This window comes from Mesorhizobium sp. WSM4810 (assembly GCF_055811235.1).
Genome location: NZ_JBVVQV010000001.1, coordinates 36,813 through 55,769, shown reverse-complemented (window position 1 = coordinate 55,769; position 18,957 = coordinate 36,813). Strand labels below are relative to the sequence as shown.

At 60.4% G+C, this 18,957-nt stretch carries 17 protein-coding genes and 2 tRNA genes; 10 read left to right on the top strand and 9 right to left on the bottom strand.

Annotation, left to right across the window (positions count from 1 at the left end; all coding sequences use genetic code 11):
- The first annotated feature begins 44 nt into the window (after window positions 1–44).
- The 5 genes from infA (at window position 45) to AC0L3O_RS00285 (ending at window position 2,807) form a co-directional block, all read left to right on the top strand.
- Window positions 45–263 (top strand): translation initiation factor IF-1, encoded by a 219-nt coding sequence (infA, locus tag AC0L3O_RS00305; protein ID WP_006200926.1) that lies wholly within the window; start codon window positions 45–47, stop codon window positions 261–263.
- A 27-nt stretch (window positions 264–290) separates the two neighbouring features.
- Window positions 291–917: a Maf-like protein gene (locus tag AC0L3O_RS00300; RefSeq protein ID WP_023803279.1), complete on the top strand. Its 627-nt coding sequence runs from the start codon at window positions 291–293 to the stop codon at window positions 915–917.
- The gene (yacG, locus tag AC0L3O_RS00295; RefSeq protein ID WP_027155506.1) at window positions 914–1,117 is read left to right on the top strand and encodes a DNA gyrase inhibitor YacG; all 204 of its coding nucleotides are present in this window, start codon (window positions 914–916) and stop codon (window positions 1,115–1,117) included. The genes AC0L3O_RS00300 and yacG overlap by 4 nt, the downstream gene beginning before the upstream one ends.
- Window positions 1,118–1,314: 197 nt before the next feature.
- Window positions 1,315–1,390: transfer RNA gene (locus AC0L3O_RS00290), tRNA-Phe, on the top strand.
- A 211-nt stretch (window positions 1,391–1,601) separates the two neighbouring features.
- The gene (locus tag AC0L3O_RS00285) at window positions 1,602–2,807 is read left to right on the top strand and encodes a tyrosine-type recombinase/integrase (protein ID WP_473614721.1); all 1,206 of its coding nucleotides are present in this window, start codon (window positions 1,602–1,604) and stop codon (window positions 2,805–2,807) included.
- A gap of 355 nt (window positions 2,808–3,162) precedes the next feature.
- Here the strand turns inward: AC0L3O_RS00285 and AC0L3O_RS00280 are convergent, their stop codons facing one another.
- The 4 genes from AC0L3O_RS00280 to AC0L3O_RS00265 are packed head-to-tail and all read right to left on the bottom strand — an operon-like array spanning window position 3,163 to window position 9,590.
- Entirely contained in the window at window positions 3,163–4,845 is a 1,683-nt protein-coding gene (locus AC0L3O_RS00280; RefSeq protein WP_473614427.1) for a UvrD-helicase domain-containing protein, read from the bottom strand.
- A complete protein-coding gene (locus tag AC0L3O_RS00275) occupies window positions 4,842–6,779 on the bottom strand; it encodes an ATP-dependent nuclease (RefSeq protein WP_473614425.1) in 1,938 nt (645 codons plus the stop codon). Before AC0L3O_RS00275 ends, AC0L3O_RS00280 begins: the two co-directional genes overlap by 4 nt.
- Window positions 6,780–6,795: 16 nt before the next feature.
- A complete protein-coding gene (locus tag AC0L3O_RS00270; RefSeq protein WP_473614424.1) occupies window positions 6,796–8,490 on the bottom strand; it encodes a hypothetical protein in 1,695 nt (564 codons plus the stop codon).
- Window positions 8,491–8,534: 44 nt separating this feature from the next.
- On the bottom strand, window positions 8,535–9,590 hold the full coding sequence (locus tag AC0L3O_RS00265; RefSeq protein WP_473614720.1) for a dsDNA nuclease domain-containing protein: 1,056 nt from the start codon (window positions 9,588–9,590) through the stop codon (window positions 8,535–8,537).
- 788 nt (window positions 9,591–10,378) lie between these two features.
- Here AC0L3O_RS00265 and AC0L3O_RS00260 point away from each other — a divergent pair.
- From AC0L3O_RS00260 to AC0L3O_RS00250, 3 genes are all read left to right on the top strand, one after another.
- Complete coding sequence (locus AC0L3O_RS00260) at window positions 10,379–10,630, top strand: helix-turn-helix transcriptional regulator (protein ID WP_473614423.1); 252 nt, start codon at window positions 10,379–10,381, stop codon at window positions 10,628–10,630.
- A 65-nt stretch (window positions 10,631–10,695) separates the two neighbouring features.
- Entirely contained in the window at window positions 10,696–10,953 is a 258-nt protein-coding gene (locus tag AC0L3O_RS00255) for a helix-turn-helix domain-containing protein (protein WP_473614421.1), read from the top strand.
- Complete coding sequence (locus AC0L3O_RS00250; protein ID WP_473614420.1) at window positions 10,946–12,136, top strand: tyrosine-type recombinase/integrase; 1,191 nt, start codon at window positions 10,946–10,948, stop codon at window positions 12,134–12,136. The genes AC0L3O_RS00255 and AC0L3O_RS00250 overlap by 8 nt, the downstream gene beginning before the upstream one ends.
- A gap of 107 nt (window positions 12,137–12,243) precedes the next feature.
- Here AC0L3O_RS00250 and AC0L3O_RS00245 read toward each other — a convergent pair.
- Window positions 12,244–12,319 (bottom strand) — tRNA-Ile (locus tag AC0L3O_RS00245).
- Between the two features lie 245 nt (window positions 12,320–12,564).
- On the opposite strand from AC0L3O_RS00245, the gene AC0L3O_RS00240 reads away from it, so the two are divergent.
- A complete protein-coding gene (locus AC0L3O_RS00240) occupies window positions 12,565–13,275 on the top strand; it encodes an SIMPL domain-containing protein (RefSeq protein ID WP_027151186.1) in 711 nt (236 codons plus the stop codon).
- A 189-nt stretch (window positions 13,276–13,464) separates the two neighbouring features.
- On the opposite strand, the gene AC0L3O_RS00235 is transcribed toward AC0L3O_RS00240, so the two are convergent.
- Both AC0L3O_RS00235 and AC0L3O_RS00230 read right to left on the bottom strand, forming a co-directional pair.
- On the bottom strand, window positions 13,465–13,827 hold the full coding sequence (locus AC0L3O_RS00235; RefSeq protein WP_473534297.1) for a hypothetical protein: 363 nt from the start codon (window positions 13,825–13,827) through the stop codon (window positions 13,465–13,467).
- Window positions 13,828–14,071: 244 nt separating this feature from the next.
- Complete coding sequence (locus AC0L3O_RS00230) at window positions 14,072–14,518, bottom strand: YcgN family cysteine cluster protein (protein WP_287195921.1); 447 nt, start codon at window positions 14,516–14,518, stop codon at window positions 14,072–14,074.
- Between the two features lie 211 nt (window positions 14,519–14,729).
- Here AC0L3O_RS00230 and AC0L3O_RS00225 point away from each other — a divergent pair, with 211 nt between their 5' ends.
- On the top strand, window positions 14,730–16,805 hold the full coding sequence (locus AC0L3O_RS00225) for an OmpA family protein (protein WP_473614418.1): 2,076 nt from the start codon (window positions 14,730–14,732) through the stop codon (window positions 16,803–16,805).
- 290 nt (window positions 16,806–17,095) lie between these two features.
- On the opposite strand, the gene AC0L3O_RS00220 is transcribed toward AC0L3O_RS00225, so the two are convergent.
- On the bottom strand, window positions 17,096–17,962 hold the full coding sequence (locus AC0L3O_RS00220; RefSeq protein ID WP_128175681.1) for an SDR family oxidoreductase: 867 nt from the start codon (window positions 17,960–17,962) through the stop codon (window positions 17,096–17,098).
- A 343-nt stretch (window positions 17,963–18,305) separates the two neighbouring features.
- The gene (locus tag AC0L3O_RS00215) at window positions 18,306–18,956 is read right to left on the bottom strand and encodes a helix-turn-helix transcriptional regulator (RefSeq protein WP_473614417.1); all 651 of its coding nucleotides are present in this window, start codon (window positions 18,954–18,956) and stop codon (window positions 18,306–18,308) included.
- Window position 18,957 lies beyond the last annotated feature (1 nt).

The window sequence follows — 18,957 nt, the reverse complement described above, 5'->3', positions numbered from 1 at the left end:
ATCATGCTCTAGGCGCTGGGAATCCATCCAAGCAAAGGTATCGAATGCCGAAGGAAGAAGTCCTCGAGTTTCCGGGTGTCGTCACGGAATTATTGCCCAATGCGATGTTCAGGGTGAAGCTTGAAAACGAACACGAAATCATCGCCCACACCGCCGGCCGCATGCGCAAGAACCGCATCCGCGTGCTGACCGGCGACAAGGTCCTTGTCGAGATGACACCCTACGACCTGACCAAGGGCCGCATCACCTACCGTTTCAAGTAAGATCGTCAGAGCTCGGCCGGGATCGCGATGAGCATTTTGCAGAAGCTCGTGCTTGCCTCGGGTTCGCCGCGCCGAATCGAGCTGCTGCAGCAGGCGGGCATCGAGCCGGACCGCGTGCTGCCGGCCGGTGTCGACGAAACGCCGTTGCGCGCCGAGCATCCACGCTCGCTGGCCAAGCGCCTGTCGAAGGAAAAGGCCGAAAAGGCGCTGGCCTCGCTGCAGACGGAAGAGGATTATGCACCGAGCTTCGTGCTGGCCGCCGACACCGTGGTCGCCGTCGGCCGGCGCATCCTGCCCAAGGCCGAAACGTTCGACGACGTCGTCAATTGCCTCGGACTGCTGTCCGGCCGTTCGCACCGGGTCTATTCCGGCATCTGCCTGGTTACGCCGAGCGGCAAGCTGCGCCAGCGGCTGGTCGAGACCAGGGTGCGTTTCAAGCGGCTGCCGCGCGCCGAGATCGACGCCTATGTGGCCTCGGGAGAATGGCGCGGCAAGGCCGGCGGCTACGCAGTCCAGGGTCTGGCCGGCGCCTTCGTCGTCAAGCTTGTCGGCTCCTACACCAACGTCGTCGGCCTGCCGCTCTATGAGACGGTGGCGCTGCTGGCCGGCGAGGGCTTCAAGGTGCATGCCAACTGGCAGTCAGTTCGGCCATGAACTCGGGTTCGGACGACAAGGTCACGCCGCTGCGCCCCAAGCGGCCCTGCCCCGAATGCGGCAAGCCGTCGGCGCGCGAGACCTACCCGTTCTGCTCCGTGCGCTGCAAGGACATCGACCTCAACCGCTGGCTCAAGGGCGCCTATGTCATTCCGGGCCGCGACGACGAGGACGAAACGGACAACGACCCTCCCAAATGAAGCTGTTCGGCACGGCTTGGTGACTTCGACCGCGTCCCATGAATCGACCTGTCCAGTGATTGCTCGTTTGCCGCTTGAAATCAACGCTTAGGCGCTGGACAGGCCGGATTCCCGTGCTATAACCCACGCGCTTTCAAGGGGCGCCTGCGGCGCTTTCAAGAAATCCGGCGTGCAGAACTGCCCGCGTGCCGGAACAGGCCCAGATAGCTCAGTTGGTAGAGCAGCGGACTGAAAATCCGCGTGTCGGTGGTTCGAATCCGCCTCTGGGCACCATCCCCTCTTCTCCCGAAAGTCTCTTTCGCCGAAGCATCTATGCTTTTGTCTCGGCAACCATCTGAAATCCTGAGCGATTTTGGCACCCAAGGCGCGGTTGGTCGGGTTTTGTGGAGTTTCGGCGTAGTTGGTCCAACGAGGCGGAGGGCTGGTATTTTCGCTGGTATTGGAGATCCTGATGGTATCGATGCAGCAAATGGAGGTCCCGAAAATGGCCCTTTCCGACGTAAAATGCCGAAATGCCCGACCCGCTTCCAAGCTCGTGAAATTGACTGACGGTGGCGGGCTCCAGCTTTGGGTGCAGCCTACCGGATCTCGCCTATGGCGCCTCGCCTATCGTTTTGGCGGCAAGCAGAAGCTTCTGGCGATGGGCAGCTATCCCCTCATCTCCCTCGCTGAGGCACGCGAGGCGCGCGATGCCGCCAAACGTCTCCTCCTACGTGGCATCGACCCTGCACAGGAGCGTAAGTCGCAAAAGGCTTCGGCAGAGGACACCTTTCGCTCAATCGCGGAGGACTATGTCGACAAGCTGAAGAAGGAGGGACGTGCCGACCGGACCATCACCAAGATCAAATGGTTGCTCGACTTTGCCTATCCAACGTTTGGGGACAAAAGCGTTCGGGAGATCGATCCGGCCACAGTTCTTGCCGCTCTCCGCAGCGTGGAGGTTCGCGGTCGATACGAATCGGCCAGGCGACTGCGCTCCACCATCGGCAGCGTGTTTCGGTATGCAATCGCGACCGCACGCGCCGAGGCAGATCCGACAATCGCCCTGAGAGGCGCACTCATCAGCCCGACGGTCACGTCACGTGCCGCGATTACCGATCCTAGGGCCTTGGGGGGCTTGCTGAGGGCGATCAATGCATTTGACGGACAGCCTACAACCCGAGCTGCCCTGAAGCTGATGGCACTCCTGTTTCCCCGCCCCGGCGAGCTGCGCGCGGCCGGGTGGGACGAGTTCGATCTCGAAAGCTCGGTGTGGACCATCCCGGAAGCACGCATGAAAATGCGACGGCCGCACCGTGTTCCACTTTCAAGGCAGGCCATCAAAATCCTGACCAATCTCAGAGACATTTCCGGCACCGCATGGCTGCTGTTTCCAAGTGTTCGATCGGCTTCGCGTCCGATTTCCGATAACACGCTTAACGCCGCCCTTCGCCGCATGGGCTATGGCAAAGAAGAAGCTACCTCGCACGGCTTTCGAGCAACGGCATCAACTTTGCTAAATGAATGTGGAAAATGGCATGCGGACGCCATAGAGCGGCAGCTGGCCCATGTTGAAAACAATGACGTTCGTCGCGCCTACGCTCGGGCAGAGCACTGGGACGAGCGCGTCAGGATGATGCAATGGTGGGCCGATTATCTCGATGACCTCGAGAGCAAAAATACGCGAGGTGAAAATTTTTCCGGCGGTTGAAGACCGCCAAAACTGGACGACCCGTCTGGCGAACCCAATGACCAATACGAAGAGTCATTGAAACGCGTGGCACCGATCCCGTCGAAGTCAATGCTCCAGGCTCTGCGACTTGGCCTGAAAGCCCTTTTCATAACCTACCCAGCAAGTCCTATGCTGAAATCTGCGACAGGTGCTGGCACAGGCACAAATCCCCAGATGCGATCGTCTGCGGCCGCGGGTTGCTGCGTGAGAGACTTTCGTACGCCTGACGGCACCCGAAACCCTTCAGTGGTTATAGACGCAATTCGTGGTGCCTGAAACCCGACGTTGCTCTCGATCTCGCGGAGGTTCTTGTCTGTGTCATCCGCGATAGCATTCAGAAGAGAGTGAGTGGAGGCTCTTCGGGTTCGGGCTCTGTATAGGCCAGGAACTCGGCGTGCGGAACTCGGTTGACGGACCAGTTCCCTGCGCCCGGCGGACGGGCACGTGTGCTGCAGGTGGTAAGGAACAGTCGCTCCTTCGCCCTCGAACAGGCGACGAAGAATGCCCGGCGCTCCGTGTCGGCGTTACCCCAGAAGGTCTGCTCTTCGACCCCGAGCACTATGACCGTTCCGAATTCGAGACCCTTACTTTTGTGGATTGTCATCACCCTTACGGCCCGATCGGTCGAAAAGGCCTCGAGTGCGTTGACGATGTTCGGCTCGGCGGCCAGTTGCTCATGCAGGAGGTCCACACATGTGCCGATAACCTCCTCAAGCCTTCCGGCCCGGGCATACTCGGGAGAAAGCGCCACAACTGTTTCCCTCCCGAGAGCAGAAATGAGGGCTTGCGCGAGGGCGGCCAGCGCATCCCGTGCGGCCAGGTCAAGCTGCCCCAATCTAATCCGTCTTCTCGTTTCGTCGACGAAGGCGCTCCATTTGCCGCGCGCTCGGTATTCGTCATCTTCGTCGAGGTCCTGACCGTAAACGACTAAATCCAGCAATCGCTTGAAGGCCACGGGATGCGGGCCTCCGACCGTGACGAGAAGCAGGTCTGTGAGCAACACGCATGCTGGCTCGGCTCCCGTGCTCTGGGACTGGTCTTCGACACGGAAGGCGATATGCGCGTCTCGCAGCGCCTGGCGCAGCTTACGACCGTAGAGATCCTCGCGCCTCGATATTAGTATCGCGATCTCTGACGGATCCTCGCCCGCGTCAATCCAGGTCTGAATGCGTGCAGCGAGCATAGTCGCTTCCTCTGAATCATCCCGGAAGTCGAGGACCTCGATCTCTCCGTCTTCGCCCACGATATCGGAGTCGTCGACGGCTGCGTCCGCATCCATCACCTTTACCATGGCGTTCTGCATTCGGCGCAATACGGGCGCGGACCTGAAGTTCTGGTAGAGGTGGAGGGTCGTAGCGTGGAAATCTTCGGCGTAGGCCTCGAAGATGCCGTCCATGGCGCCGGCGAACCCCATAATGGATTGCTTTACATCCCCTACGGCTATGAGTTGCGCGCCGGTTCCAAGGAAACAGGCCTTAATGAGGCCGTACTGGAGATCGGTGCAGTCCTGGAACTCGTCCAAGAATACCTGGCTGTATGTTTTCCTCAGCGCGTTCCGCGCGATCACGCTGCCCTCGACGATCGTCTTCGCAAGAGGGATCATGTCGCTGAACGTAATCGACTGGCCCTGGATGCGAGCCGGCCCCACGGAAAAGTCCGCAGCCAGCGCGTCATGCCCGGTGAGTGCGAGGCGGAACTGCTGGATTATGCGGAGTGCGAAGCCATGGAATGTGAAGCTGTCGAAGCGTCCCGCAAGCTGATGGCCGCACCGGCTCCTCACACGCGCCTTAAGATTCGTGCTGGCGTCGACCTTGAAGGAGATCGCAAGGATTCGGTTTGGGTATCTGCAGCTTCGCGTGCGCAGGAGAAAGTCGGCGCGTTGCGCGAGCATCTCCGTCTTGCCGGCTCCCGGTCCGGCAGTGAGCGCTAGGTTGGCTTCGGTCTCTGTTGCTGCCGCTAGGGCATTGGGCTCCAGAACGAACCCGTCCGAAGGTTTCCAATGTTCCGCACGGATCATTCAGGAAGATTTCCCAGCATCGTCCTCACGCGTTCGAGAAGTCGTTCGAGGACGTCCGGCATGTCGTCGCGGAGTTGCTCGTCGGTGAGGCTCGCCATTGCCTCGATATGAGATGAAGGTTTGCTTCCGAGCTGGAACTTGGAGTGATAGGCATCGAAGTATGAAAGCTCCGCGGCGACATAGTCGTGGGTATTTCCATGCGACTTTCCGAGAACCTGCGTGGTCGTGGCCGCATCCGGCGCTTCGCGGTCTGCCTCGGCGATGTCGTACTGGTCGCTGAACGCAGTCATCATCATGAAGTCGAGATCGAGCGGAGCCGAGAAGAACACGTCGTGTCCCTCGAGCCGCGCGAGCCATCCCTTATCGTCGGAGACGACGGAGTCATTGCTATTCCACGCGGGTATCGAGGCTAAGGAAACTCCGTCGATCTCACCCTCCGGCGCCAGTCCGTAGTCGGAAAGTTTGTTGGCGGCGTTCCGTATCCTTCCCCATCCGCCCTGATAGCGACCGGCATCGAGATCCAGTAGGGTCACGAACGGGATCCCCAGGCCGCTCAGCAGTCGCCAGAAATGGTTCACGTGCCGGCCGCCCAACGGGACCACAGAGATCGACGAATCGTCGGCAAGGATTTCTTTCGCTGCCAAAAGGCGGGGCAGTACTATTTCTTCGCTGTCACCTTCTCCAAGCACGACGAGCCTGGAGAAGTACAATTCGGGGAACGCCTGGACCGCCTCGCGAACGAACTTCCTTTCCTCCGTTCCGGCAGCTGGCAGCCTGATGGTCCTAACCATGGTCGTACGGTCGGAGGCCAGCCTCAGGTATCGGACTTCGCCGGGAGGAATCCGGCGCATCATGGCTGGGGAGTGCGTTGCGAATACCGCCTGCCCTGCGACGCCCTTCCCGAACTCTTTTAGCACCTTCACGACGCGCCCAAGATAGTGAGGGGAGAGGCTGTTCTCGGGTTCCTCGATCGCGATTAAGGTGAAGACTGCGGGCCGAAGTTTGTCGATATCGAAGGCGCCGTCGAGGTCTCCGGCCATTGTCTTCATCCCGATCTCGTGCACTCCGAGTACGATCGAGAGGTAGAGCAGCGATTGCTGTCCGTCACTCAGCCGCGAGAAGTCGACCACGTTCTCGCCGTGGCCGGGTGTGAAGTCGATGCTGAGATGCCGGAGCAGTCGTTCGATATCACTGCGGGCGAAGGAGATCGATGGATCCTTAAAGAAATCGCCCTTATGCAGAGCGCTCCAACGATCGGAAACCGCCTGGGTCATGCGATCGATTGCGGCGTTCGCCGAAAGCGTATTGCTGATCTGCTGGGTGAGGTCGCCTATCTGCTCCCTTTGCGCCGACCAGTTTGCAGCCCGCAAGGCGCGTCCTATAAGGGCGTTCGCCGAATACGAGATGTGGTCGGCGGGATCACGGCGGGCAGGAAGGTAGTGTACCTGGATCGCATTCCGCTCCTGCTTCGAAACCCTGCCTTCGGTTGCGGGTTCCCCATGTTCGTCGACGGTGATTACGTATGTGAAGCGCTCTTCGATGTCCTCGTCGCTATCCATCTCGGCAAGGAACCGATAGCGTACTTGGGCAGGCCCGGTTTCGCCCATCAGCTGCATGTGGGTGAACTGCGTGGGTACGGCGGGATCATCGTCTCCGTTCGCTTCAAGGTCCGGGAACTCGAAATCCGCTTCGAGCCAAAGGACTCGTGATGCTGGCGAGTTGGCGGAATCCTCGTCGAATGGGACGTGGAAGTCGGACTTCCGGATCCGGCGCTCTGCCGGGTCCAAGCTGAACATTCTTGCCAGGGCCTGAAGTACAGTGGTTTTACCCGCGCCGTTCGGCCCGAGCAGGAAAGTGGTGTCGTTGAAGGTGATTTCCTTCGCTTCGGGGCCGAATGAGCGGAAGTTGTAGATGCGGAATCGAACAAGCTTCACAAGTGTCTTCCCGCGCCTAGGTCATCTGGTCAAGAAATGGTCGGAAGCTGGCCGCTACGGAGTCATACTTTTCAGCGGTGAGCACGGCACCCTTCTCGTGAAAGGTTATGACCTTGCCGTCAACGATCTCCTGATCGTGTAGCGAAACGGTCCCAAGGATCGTCTGTCCGTCCCGGGGGCGGCTTTCCACGATCAGCGAGATCATCGCCGCGACGTTTCCGGCATCCTGGTCCTGCTGGTTGGGGCTGTCGATAACCATCGGCGCCGTGAGAGCCGTTGTGAACTTGAAGATGGTTCGCATCAGGGCGAGATGGTACGACAGGACCGCGCGCGGTAGGTCGCTGCCAGTATCGTTAATTTTCCGGTCGATCTTCGTCACCGAGTCGTGATCAATGTTCTGTACAGCCAAGGCATTGAGGAAGTTCAGCATCTCAGCCGCGTAAAAGGCCTCGATCTCCTTCTTGCGCTTCCGGGAACCCTTCTCGAATTCCTTGAGCTTATCATCGGCCGCCGCGATGTCGCCTGCGATGCCGGCCATCTGTTCCGAAAGTTCGGACACCTGCGCGTCCAACATAGCCCGGGCGCTTCTCCGGCTTTCGGCCTTGATCACGTCCTCAAGGGTGAGGTCGCCCCGCCTGTGTGCCAGGATCCGCGAAATCTCCTCCATGGTGTGGTCGGTCTCCCGCATGGAGTTCTCGATCACTTTCGCCTTGGATGCGATAACCCTCATGCGCTCGAGACAGTCGCTCACGAAATCGGAACAGGCCTCGCTGTCGTCGACGATGGCAAATTTGTTGGCGAAATTGTTCTGGTGGACCGTACCGCAGGTCGGACACATTATCTCGCTGTCGTCAACTTTCGACACCCAGCGGAAATCCTCGTCGAATTCCTTCGCGGCGGCGGTTGCGATTTCCATTTGCTCGCGGACTATCGAGCGTTCGTCAACCAGGACGGTCAGCTCTGCGGCACGTCGCTGTCGTGCGTCCCTCAACGTCCGGAAGCGCAGGAGCAGTTGCTCGATGGAAGCCTCATGTTCGACTCTATTGAGTTCCAGACCAGTGAAATCAGGTTCCAGGCCCAACTTTGTGATGGCGTTTTCGACGGCCTTCTTGTCGCGTCCGACTTCATCCCGTTCGATCATGGCCTTCCGCTTTTCGGCGGTCAGTTCGTAAAATTCGTTGGAGCGGATACCGGAATGGAACTCGACGACGCTTCTGCGGACGCCGGGGTATTGCTGGATGTTGTCGAACGATTCCAGCGTCTGGCCCCAGCCGTTGTCCTGATCGATGTAGAACGGCAGCAGGGCGAAGGCCGGAGGCGGCGTCCCTGACGAGCCATTCTTGTCGGTAAGGACCAGCCGGAAGTTCACCAATTCGGCAAAGGCGGGCCCCAGCTCTGAGGTGATGCTCGTGGTCGACAGCATCACCTTTGAGTCCTTATCGAACAGCGCGATCCTGGAACCGTCGCGGAGAATGAAATGACGGTTTCCGTCGACGGTGAAGGTCACGAGCGCCTTCACCTTCGCCCTCTTCCAGGACGGGTGGGTCTTGGTCGATGCGCCGAACGCCCAATACAGGCTCTTTATGACCGAGGATTTGCCGACGTCATTCTCGCCGTTGATCACGGTCAACCGAGGGTGGAACTCCACCGTCTTCGCTCTCTTCTCGATCGTCGACAGGAGCTCTAACTTCTCGAAGCGCAAGTTTTTCATTCTGTCGCTTTCTCAGATTACGGACGAGGAGTCGGAACCTGGCACTATCCGACATAGCAATACTCGTAGAGCATGATCGCCCTTAGGTAGTCGTTGGACAGGAGCCCGTCGCTTGACCAATGGGATGCGATCTTCCGGACCTCCGGAAGCGCGGCGTCGAGCATCTCCATCAGAGATCTGCCTGTTTCCATATGCGGCACGACCAGCTTCTTCACGTCCCCTTGGAACTTCAGGGCAGACGCGCCAAGCCTGCTCTTGCGCTCGATATCGTAGGAGAAGAAGTGCGGCTTGATCGCTTGTGCCTCGGTGATGCTGGCAAACCAGCCCGAGACCTCCGACCATTGCACCCGGTTCTCATTCTTATCCTTCAATTCCTTGAGCCACTGCTCCATGTCCACCCGGGTCACGAACTTCGATTTCAGCAGCGCCGGAAGGTCGCTTATGTCCGAGAGCTGCCTAGACCGCCTGCGGCACTGGTCGACGAGCATGAGAGCGAACGCCCTCGGGCCGATGTTGTCGAGGCCCGTCTCATCGTGGATGAACGTGGTAACCTCGCCAAGTAGGGCCTTGTCGAAGCTCCCGAGGTTGAACGGCGAGTATGAGAAACTGAAGAGGCTCAGATGCTCTTCCTTGAACGAGCCGTCTTCTGCCTGCAGTGACTTGAGGAAGGATTCGAGGTCCTTCTTGGGAGCGGCCGTGAAGGAATAGTCCTTGTGATCGTTCCCGAGCGCCGGACACGGCTGGTTGCTGACGAACACCAGGCGTTGTGCGACCGCGCCAAACTTCTTCCGGTTCTCGAACATCCGCCATGCAAACGAAGGGGTGTGAACGCCCTTCACCTTCTTCCTCGCCGCGATCCTGTTCAGCGACCAGTCTTTGGCCTTGTCGGTCTTGACCTGGTAGAAGGAAGCCTTGTCGGAGCTGTCTGAGCCCTTCAGCTCGACGATGTCATCATGGAACTCGAATCCGACGGCGTATGGTTCACCGCCAGAGTGGAGCACCATCGCCCGCGATAGACCCCAGGCAGTCTGATAATCCAACCGCTCGATGGCGACCTTGCCGCCCCCTGCGGCGTCAGGGATCGTAAGTAACGACGCCACAATCGACAATGCATGCCCTCCGATTCAATCTTTGGATTGAACTGCCCCGAGCGGTTATAGATGTGCTCTTTAGATTCACACAAGTTGCTTCTTCGCTCTTGGGTCAGCCCCAAACAGAAAGTCGACGCTAAAGCCGCCGGCTCGCTTACCTAACGCGAATTCAGGGAGGTCGGTTGGACAGAGCTGTCGATTTCGGAGTCGCGAATGCGACATCTAGAAGAATCGTTCTGGACTGTTCCATTTTCGTTCCGGCGGATGATGACGACATGGCCTGGCACTTCGCGGATGACGGCTCCAGTACAATCCGGGCGCCGATGAATAGAGATCGTCATGCCGTCCGTCATTGGCCTGCGGTTCGCCAGAAGCAAACCCCTGGAGCGTTCTCAATGTCTTCAGTCTTTTGGTAGGCCCGCCGAGCACGGTGCATATAAGCACACGTCGGCTTGTAAGGCAGGATTTTGGAGATCTCTACAACTTAGATGCAGTGCTTTTCTCATCTTGGCCCAACGAAGCGGCTAGGCAGTTCTCGGCCCCAAACGTGACCCTAGCGTGGCTCTCTGATCGCCATCCCAGCAAGGCGAGCGCTGACCTGCAGCACAATCAGCTTTCCTCCCTTGATCCACAGTTCGCACGTTATTGCCAGTTTACGCCGCACGAACTAGTGAGGCCGCTTCCGCTTAGCGAGGCTCTTCTTATTTTTAGGCGCACGATCCCATAGCTGCGAAATGGCAACAAACTGTGTGCTTCGACACCAACAACCCAGGATTCTTAGGGCCGAGGCAGCGTCCATGAAGAACGACGCAATCTCGTATGCTCCACGAGGGCTATCGCGCGAGGAAGCAGCTCGTTACGTCGGTGTCGGATCGACGCTTTTTGACGAGATGGTTGCCGATGGGCGGATGCCCAAGCCTAAGCGCATCAACAGCCGTGCCGTCTGGGATCGTATAGCCCTGGACATAGCTTTCACTTCTTTGCCGGACAAAGATAGCGGCCTTCAAGAGCTGTTGGAACGAAGCAAACGGGACGTAGAAAAAAGGTAGACACTACGCTCGTTATCTGTACGCTGCAGGCGTAGTACAATGTTATCCTGTGCGGAAGGCATAATGTGAACGAGAATGAGAAACTTGCGCAAGAAGTGAAAGCTTGGCGGGCCAAGGGCGGGGTCACTGCCGAAGCCGCGGCCAAGGCGCTGGGAATACCGAAGCGCACCTTGGAAGGCATAGAGCAAGGCAGAGGGTTCCCCTACCCGGTGCTCCTGCGCGTTGCCATCCAAAGCAAAACCCTTTCGCTACAAGCGATGCTGGAGAACTCCCCGCGAGTTGATCAGCGGCGGCAGAAGTCTGGAAGGAAAGTTGATGGCTAGGCCCTTCAAGGATGCGCGCTATCCTGGGCTCTCTTCGCGTCTCAAGAATGGCAAGCTGGTTTATCGCTACCGTGCAAAAGGCATGCCTGAAACCCACCTTCCCGGCAAGCCAGGAGATCCCGAGTTCGAGGTGGCTTACGAGAAGGCCACACAGGGCCAACATAAGAATGCAGTTATTATCGATTTGCCCGGTCGGGCACTGCCAAAAACATTTGGCCATGCCGCGCGTCGACTTGAGACTACGATGGAGTGGCTGGATTTTGATGAAGCAACGCAGCGGAAGAATGCGCGACTGATCGAGCGCTTTCTCAGCCTGAAAGTCGATCCTGCCTATCCGCTGACGTGGCGCGAAACGCCAGTCGAACACCTCGACGCGGATCGGCTTCGCGCTATAATTGAAGGCCTCTTCAGGACAAATCGTACGGTCGCCAAACACATGTTGGTGGCCATAAAGAAGCTTGTATGGGTCGCGACCGACATCGAAAAATGGATAAAGCCGCAGGACGATCCCTCGTTGTCCATCCGCGTGCGAGTGCCCAAATCGACCAAGAACCCAGCCTGGCCGATCACGATTCGCGAAAGGTTCGAGGAGCGACACCCCATCGGGACAGCCGCACGCACCTGCTATGCACTCGGCTTCTGGCTTGGAAATCGTCGCGGCGATATCGCTGCGCTTGCGTGGGATGATCTTCTAACCGAAGAGATCGAACTGTTCGACGGCTCGCTCGTGCTAATCGAGGCATTTGATTTCCGTCAGAAGAAGAACCGCAACCGCCATGGCGGGCGGGAGATGTTCATTCCAGTCGTCGACAAGCTCGCTGCGGCCATGGATCCGCTCGATCGCTCGAAAGGCGGCACTGTCTTGAAGAACGCCTATGGCAGACCATTTTCGGAAAAGAGCCTGACGGGTATGATGCAGCACTGGACGCGGCAGGCGGGAATTCCTGCCGGCTACACGCTCCATGGCCTGCGCCGCACCTTCGGCACCTACCTCGCTGAATGCAACATCCAAGCGCGGGCCATCATGGAAGCGATGGGCCATTCCTCCATGACCGTAACTGATGAATATGTGCGTGAGGCCAACAAGAAGCGGATCGCGGTTGATATTGCTCGCGCTATCAACGAGCGCGAGGCAAAACGGGATGCCATGACGCGACGGGCTAACCTCCGCATCGTCAGATAATCAAATCGAGTCGGAACAAACCGGGACCATGGTCTTTGCCTTGGGCCCATAATGGGCCCAAAACGTTTTGGGCCCAGGCCACTTTTTCTAAATGAAATCAAAGGTTATGGTGGGCCCGGAGGGACTCGAACCCCCAACCAAGCGGTTATGAGCCGCCGGCTCTAACCATTGAGCTACAGGCCCCACACGCGGCTGGATTAATGTTTTTCCCCGAACCGCACAAGGCTTTCCGGATGGGCTGGCCGAAATCGTCCAAATCAGCCCATATTCAGACATTAGAGCGAGGTGCGTCCACTTAGACGCGCAAAATACAAAATACGCCCTAACGCTTTGAATCTACGCATCGAGCTTCCCGAAAATCGATTCCGATTTTTATGCCGATGCGGTAGTCGACAAGCGCGACTGGATCGCAGACCGAGGAGATTTTTATGACCAGACATCTTTTGCCCTTGGCGCTCGCCGCCGCAATCGCTTTTCCGGCGATGGCCGGCGCGGCCGATTCGCCGCCGCCGCCCCGCATCGTCGTCACTGGCGAAGGCGAAGCGACCGCGGCCCCCGATCTGGCGCTGCTGACGCTCAGCGTCATGCGCGAGGCCAAGACCGCGCGTGCCGCGCTCGATGCCAACAACGACGCCATGGCCTCGGTGATCGCCGCAATGAAGTCGGCCGGCATCAAGGAGCGCGACCTGCAGACAGCCGGTATCCAGATCAGCCCGCGCTACAATTATACCAACAAGCCGGACGGCAGCCAGGAAGCCGAACTCATCGCCTACCAGGTGACCAACACGCTTTCGGTGCGCATCCGCGACATCGACAAGACAGGCGAAATTCTCGACAAGGCGGTATCGCTCGGCGTCAACCAGGGCGGCGGCATCTCGTTCTCCAACGAGGATCCAACGGCAACTGTCACCGAAGCCCGCAAGAAGGCGGTCGCCGACGCCATGGCCAAGGCCAGGACGCTGGCCGAAGCCGCCGGCGTCAGCATCGGGCGGGTGCTGGAAATCACCGACCAGAACGTCGCGCCGCCGCCGATACCGATGACCGCCAAGGCCTTTGACGCGGCCCGCGAATCGGTTCCGGTGCAGGCCGGCGAGAATTCCTACACCGTGCAGGTCACAGTCACTTTCGAGTTGAAGTGACCGCCCGCTGAAGCGCGGGTAACCGGCAACATCGATTTTGCTGCATTAAAAAAACCCCGGAGGACTGGTCCTCCGGGGTTTGTTCGAGCCGCACCCTTCTATCTCAGGGGGCTCTACTACTCCGGACTGACCTTCGCAGAAGGTCATACTACCAAGCTGGCCGTTGCCGGTAGGCAACGTGCCGAACGCTTACCGGTAGAGGACCGGGCAGCCGCGCTCATTGGCGAACACGACCACGACGCGGTCGCCATACTGGCGGCCCGCTACTTTCACTGTGCGGCGGCCAACGTCGATGATACGGGCACGGCGCAGACCCATGCGCTCTGCCTTGCCGAGGGCACGGTTTGGCGAGCAGGACCGGCGCCAGTCGCGTTCGCGGCGGCGTTCGCGGTAGTAACCATCGTCATCGCCGGAATAGACGCCGACGCGCGGTTCGTCGTTGTCGCCGAAGCCGAGATAGATGCTGTCTGCATGGGCTGTGGCGGGGATGGCGGCAAGCGTGCCGAGGCCGATAAGCGCCGAAAGGGCCGCAGTCTTGATCGTGTTGAACATGTCTTCTCTCCTTGTTCAGGGCTTCCGCCCGCCTTTGATCGAACCAATGTGTCTTACCGATGGCGAGAAGAATACGCTTACGTATCTGAACTTTTTAGGAACCGGCCGTTCATTTCCGGTTCATGTAGCACAAGCAATTGGGCAGTCTTCTCGGCTTTCCGGTTCTGAACAATCCGGCCGGTTCTGAACCATGGGTGGAAAACGCGCTGTCGGGCAGCCGGTTCCGGGTCCTGAAGGCCCGTCGCTACGGCTCGTCGTCCAGCATGTGCTCGAAATAGTCGTCGGGCTCGGCAAGATCGGTCTCGCTGGCGCTGACCCGGCCCCGCATTGAGATGCCGGCCTCATGCACCGTCTCGGCACTGCCTGACACCAGCCTGTGCCACCAGTAGAGATCGTGGCCCTCCGCGACCAGCCGGTAGGCGCAGGTTTTGGGCAGCCAACTGATGGTGCGCACATTCTGCGGCGTCAGACCGACGCAGTCCGGGACGCGCGCCAACCGGTTGGCATAATCGGAACAGCGACAAGTTTCGGCGTCGAACAGCCGGCAGCCGACGCTCGTCCAGTAAATCGCGCCAGTGTCTTCGTCCTCGAGTTTCGACAGGCAGCATTTGCCGCAGCCGTCGCAAAGCGATTCCCACTCGGCCGGGGTCATCGCCTCGAGCGTCTTGATTTTCCAGAACGGCGTTTCCATCGACGGGATGTGGCCCCTGGCCGGGTGAAGGTCAAGCACCGCAACAGCCGCAGACCCGGCCAGCACCATAGGCCGGCACCATAGGAATAACACGAAGTCGCCTTCAAAACGCCGGCCAATTGCCCTTCGTAGCCGTTAATGCCCGCTAACCGGAACCAATCCGGTTGATGAACAGTTTGGGCCGGGATGGGACGCCAAAGGAGGATTTTTAATGAAACGCCAACCACGGATTCTGGCAGGCACGGCACTTGGCCTGCTGATGGCGTCCGCGCCGTTGGGCGCATTCCCGTTGCAGGGCAGCGCCGCGTTCGACCCACCGCAGAGTACCGCCACGCCGTTGATCCCCGTGCAATCGAATTGCCCCGAAGGCGAGTCGGCGGAAGGCTGCGCACCGCAGGCGGAACCGGAGCAGAAGCCTCGCAAGAAGCGCGAGGAACAGGCCGCGCCTTCCGGCGAGGAGCAGCAGGGCGGTCAGCGCAGGAAGAAGCGCGAGCAGCAACAGCAAGAGGAAGCCGCACCCGCCGAGCGGGCCGCACCTGCGAGCGACGAACAGCCCGAGCCGCGCAGAAAGAAGCGTGACCGGCAACAGCAGGAGGAAGCCGCACCGGCCGAACGGCCCGCCGAGCAGGCCGCACCTGCCAGCGACGAACAGCCCGAGCCGCGCAGGAAGAAGCGCGACCGGCAACAGCAGGAGGAAGCAGCACCTGCCGAAAAGCCCGCCGAGCAGGCGGCGCCTGCCAGCGACGAACAGCCCGAACCGCGCAGAAAGAAGCGCGACCGGCAACAGCAGCAGGAAGCCGAGCAGGCTGCGCCTGGCGAAGAGGTCGCACCCGCAAATGACAACGAGCAGGTCACGCCGCGGAGGAAGAAGCGGGAACAGGACCAGCAGATCGAAGCCGCACCATCCGAACAGCCAGCCAGCAAGGAAGCCGGCGAGCAGGCCGAGCCGCTTCCGACCGACCAGCAAACGGCTCCCGCTGAGGGCGACAAGCCCCGGGATCAGGCCAGGGAACGCGGCAAGAAGCCTGTCGACGAACAGCCGGCGACAGGCGAGCAGCCTTCAACCGGCGAGCAGCCCGCCGAGCGCGAACAGGCCGCGCCCGCTGAAGGGGAGGGTCCGGCCCAAGGCGAGGCTCCCGTGTTCGACAGCCAGAAGGATGCCAGGCGCAAGCGCAAGGGCGGCAGGGACAACGCGCAAGAGACCGGCGGCCAGGACGCGGGTGGTCAGCCCACCCAGCAGGACGGCGAACGGGCGGAAGCCCCGAGGCCGGCTCCGGTCGACCAGGGACCGCCGCCCACCGACGACAGGGCGGCCCAGCAGGCGATCAAGCTTGAGAGGATGGTTCGGGCGACGGAGGAAAAGGGCAGACGCGTTGAGCGTGCGCCCGACGAGGAAAACATTCGCCGCCGCCGTGAACGCCCGCGCGGGGTCGACGTCGTCAGGGAACTGGGCGACCGCGTCATCCTCCAGTTCAACAACCAGACGATCGTGGAAAGCGACGATGCGCCGCGCATGCGGCGTGGCGCGCGGAACGTCTACTATGAGGAGTTGTCGAGCAATCGCACCCGGGAAATCGTCGAGCGTGACAATGGTATCCAGATCGTCACCATCCGCAACCGCTACGGTGATGTCGTCCAGCGTTCACGCATCGCGCCCGACGGACGCGAATATGTGCTGAGCTATGTCGACGAGCGGCACTATGAGGACGATGGCGACTGGCGCGATCCAGGCGACGACCTGCCGCCGATTCGGATCGACATTCCGCGCGAGGAGTACATTCTGGATTCCGAGGAGGTCGAGGATCCGGACGACTACTATGCCTTCCTTGAACAGCCGCCGGTGGAGAGGGTGCAGCGCCTCTACTCGATCGACGAGGTCAAGCGCTCGGCCCGCGTGCGCGACATCGCCCGCCGCATCGACCTCGACACGCTGAACTTCGAATTCGGTTCAGCCTCGATCCCCGAAACCGAGGTGCAGAAACTGGAAGGCGTCGCCAGCGCCATGGAGAAGCTGCTGGAGAAGAACCCGGCGGAAACCTTCCTGATCGAAGGCCATACCGATGCCGTCGGCAAGCCGGAGGCGAACCTCGCGTTGTCCGACCGTCGCGCGGAGGCGGTCGCCGAAGCCCTGAGCAATGCCTTCAGCATCCCGCCGGAGAACCTGACGACACAGGGCTATGGCGAGGAGTATCTCAAGGTCGATACGTCGGAGCCGGAGCGCGAGAACCGTCGCGTCGCCATCCGCCGCATCACCTCGCTGGTTGCGCCGGTCGCCAGCGCGAATTAACTCGCAGTTTCAGAAACCTGAACTGGTTTCTGGAATCTATGCGGGAAGACATAGCCCACCCCGGTTTCTCCGGGTTGGGCAATTTCCGGCAATCAGCCGAGGTTGAAGGAGAATGTAAGTCGCGATTTAACCAGGCATTGAATCGCGAGGTCGTCCACCCCAGATTCTGGCTAGGGCTTCCCTGCCCTGTCCCGACTCCAGCGGGACACATGAGCCCCGCCGGTACCCCCTCGCCGGCGGGGTTTTTGTTTCCTGCTTCGGTTGGGAAACGAGGGCTATGCCGGTGCCAGTCAGTAGATATTTTTCACGTTGGTTTTCGAATTCGCAAACACCTCGTCCGGCACGAAGAAATCGCCGGCAAGCGGACCTGTCGCGTCAGGCGCATAGATCGAAAAATCGCTGACGCCCTCGGCGCCCAGCACCTCCTCGTCGATGTAGAAATTGCCGGTCGCTTCGCGCGACGGCCTGAGCAGGATCGCATGCGCGGCATCGGCCATGATATCGGGCGAACGGCTCATCGCCGCCACTGTCGCCCCGCCCAGAAGATTGCGCACCGCTGCCGTATCGATCGTCGAGATCGGCCACAGCGAATTGACGGCGATGCCGTCCCTGGCGAACTCCGCGCTCATGCCCAGCGTGCACATCGACATGCCGAATTTGGCCATCGTATAGGCGACATGGTTCTTGAACCATTTGGCCTTCATGTCGAGTGGCGGCGCCAGATTCAAGATGTGAGGATTGTCGGCCAACTTCAGGTGTGGAATGCACATTTTGGAAACCAGGAACGTGCCGCGTGTGTTGATCTGGTGCATCAGGTCGTAGCGCTTCATGTCGGTTTCCAGCGTGCCGGTGAGTTGGATGGCGCTGGCATTGTTGATGCAGATGTCGATGCCGCCGAATTTTTCGACGGTTCTGGCGACCGCCTCGGCCACCTGCCCCTCCTCGCGTATGTCGCATAGCATCGGCAATGCCTTGCCGCCGGCCTGCTCGATCTCCTCAGCCGCCGTATAGATTGTGCCCGGCAGCTTCGGGTGGGGCTCGGCGGTCTTGGCCGCGATGGTCACATTGGCGCCGTCGCGCGCGGCGCGCAGCGCGATCGCCAGCCCGATGCCGCGCGACCCGCCGGAGATGAACAGCGTCTTTCCCTTGAGCGACATGTCTTGCGCCTCCGTTGCAAATCGGTTGGTCGCGATCCTTGCCCCGTGCCGTCGCCGGATACAAGAGCGGGGAGCATCGAGAGATGGTGACGCTGCGGAGGATTTCCGCGGCGTCGCGCTGCCCCTCATCCGCCTGCCGGGCACTTCTCCCCGTATAGAGACGGGGAGAAGGACGCCTTCATCACAGCCTTCGCCAACTGGCAACGTCGCAAGAATGGAGCCGTGGCTGCGTTCAGCTCCCTTCTCCCCGTCACTATACGGGGAGAAGGTGCCGGCAGGCGGATGAGGGGCAGCGCAAACTTTGACAATGGTCGCCCCACATCCTGCCTTGGGACGTCATTCACTAAACCAGCACCAGGCCTTGCCGCATGGCGATGGCGATGGCGTCGGTGCGGTTGGCCGCACCTAGCTTGATCAGGATCGCCGCGACGTGGAACTTCGCCGTATGCACGGAAATGTTCAGGCGCCGCGCGATCACCTTGTTGGGCGCGCCCTCGGCCAAAAGCGCCAGCACTTCGCTCTCGCGCGGCGACAGCACCGGCCGGCCGGCGCTGTCGCCGACCGGCTCCTCGTCGGAGAGATCGTCGTCATGGAAGGCGAAATCGTCATGTCGATCGGACAAGGGGCGGCCCTCGCCCGAGATCCGATAGCCAGCCGCCGCCAGTCGCGCGGCGGCAGCGATAAGCAGATCGTCCACTGCCGGCGGCAGCACGGCAAACACGGTATCGGCCGGCCGCTGCCGGCTCGCTCGTTGCGACAGGAGCACCCGAGGTATCGCGGGATCGCTGGGCCCGCCTTCCACGCCCCCTCTTTCCAGGTAAACGCCATCGACGATCGCGACATCCGCTCTGTCGGCGCTATTGCTGCTACCGGCCACAATCGGCAGCAGATCGCCGGTCCCGGCAAGAGCGGTGGACAGGTGCTCGGCGCGCACGACGTCATCGAGCGCGATCAGCACCGTCAGCCGCCGCCCCGTGATCCTGTGACTTGCCATC

What these genes read in the sequence shown, in the direction of transcription:
- infA (WP_006200926.1), top strand. Translation starts at nt 45, where the DNA reads ATGCCGAAGGAAGAAGTCCTCGAGTTTCCGGGTGTCGTCACGGAATTA.
- AC0L3O_RS00300 (WP_023803279.1), top strand. Translation starts at nt 291, where the DNA reads ATGAGCATTTTGCAGAAGCTCGTGCTTGCCTCGGGTTCGCCGCGCCGA.
- yacG (WP_027155506.1), top strand. Translation starts at nt 914, where the DNA reads ATGAACTCGGGTTCGGACGACAAGGTCACGCCGCTGCGCCCCAAGCGG.
- AC0L3O_RS00285 (WP_473614721.1), top strand. Translation starts at nt 1,602, where the DNA reads ATGGCCCTTTCCGACGTAAAATGCCGAAATGCCCGACCCGCTTCCAAG.
- AC0L3O_RS00280 (WP_473614427.1), bottom strand. Translation starts at nt 4,845, where the DNA reads ATGATCCGTGCGGAACATTGGAAACCTTCGGACGGGTTCGTTCTGGAG.
- AC0L3O_RS00270 (WP_473614424.1), bottom strand. Translation starts at nt 8,490, where the DNA reads ATGAAAAACTTGCGCTTCGAGAAGTTAGAGCTCCTGTCGACGATCGAG.
- AC0L3O_RS00260 (WP_473614423.1), top strand. Translation starts at nt 10,379, where the DNA reads ATGAAGAACGACGCAATCTCGTATGCTCCACGAGGGCTATCGCGCGAG.
- AC0L3O_RS00250 (WP_473614420.1), top strand. Translation starts at nt 10,946, where the DNA reads ATGGCTAGGCCCTTCAAGGATGCGCGCTATCCTGGGCTCTCTTCGCGT.
- AC0L3O_RS00240 (WP_027151186.1), top strand. Translation starts at nt 12,565, where the DNA reads ATGACCAGACATCTTTTGCCCTTGGCGCTCGCCGCCGCAATCGCTTTT.
- AC0L3O_RS00235 (WP_473534297.1), bottom strand. Translation starts at nt 13,827, where the DNA reads ATGTTCAACACGATCAAGACTGCGGCCCTTTCGGCGCTTATCGGCCTC.
- AC0L3O_RS00230 (WP_287195921.1), bottom strand. Translation starts at nt 14,518, where the DNA reads ATGGAAACGCCGTTCTGGAAAATCAAGACGCTCGAGGCGATGACCCCG.
- AC0L3O_RS00225 (WP_473614418.1), top strand. Translation starts at nt 14,730, where the DNA reads ATGAAACGCCAACCACGGATTCTGGCAGGCACGGCACTTGGCCTGCTG.
- AC0L3O_RS00220 (WP_128175681.1), bottom strand. Translation starts at nt 17,962, where the DNA reads ATGTCGCTCAAGGGAAAGACGCTGTTCATCTCCGGCGGGTCGCGCGGC.
- AC0L3O_RS00215 (WP_473614417.1), bottom strand. Translation starts at nt 18,956, where the DNA reads ATGGCAAGTCACAGGATCACGGGGCGGCGGCTGACGGTGCTGATCGCG.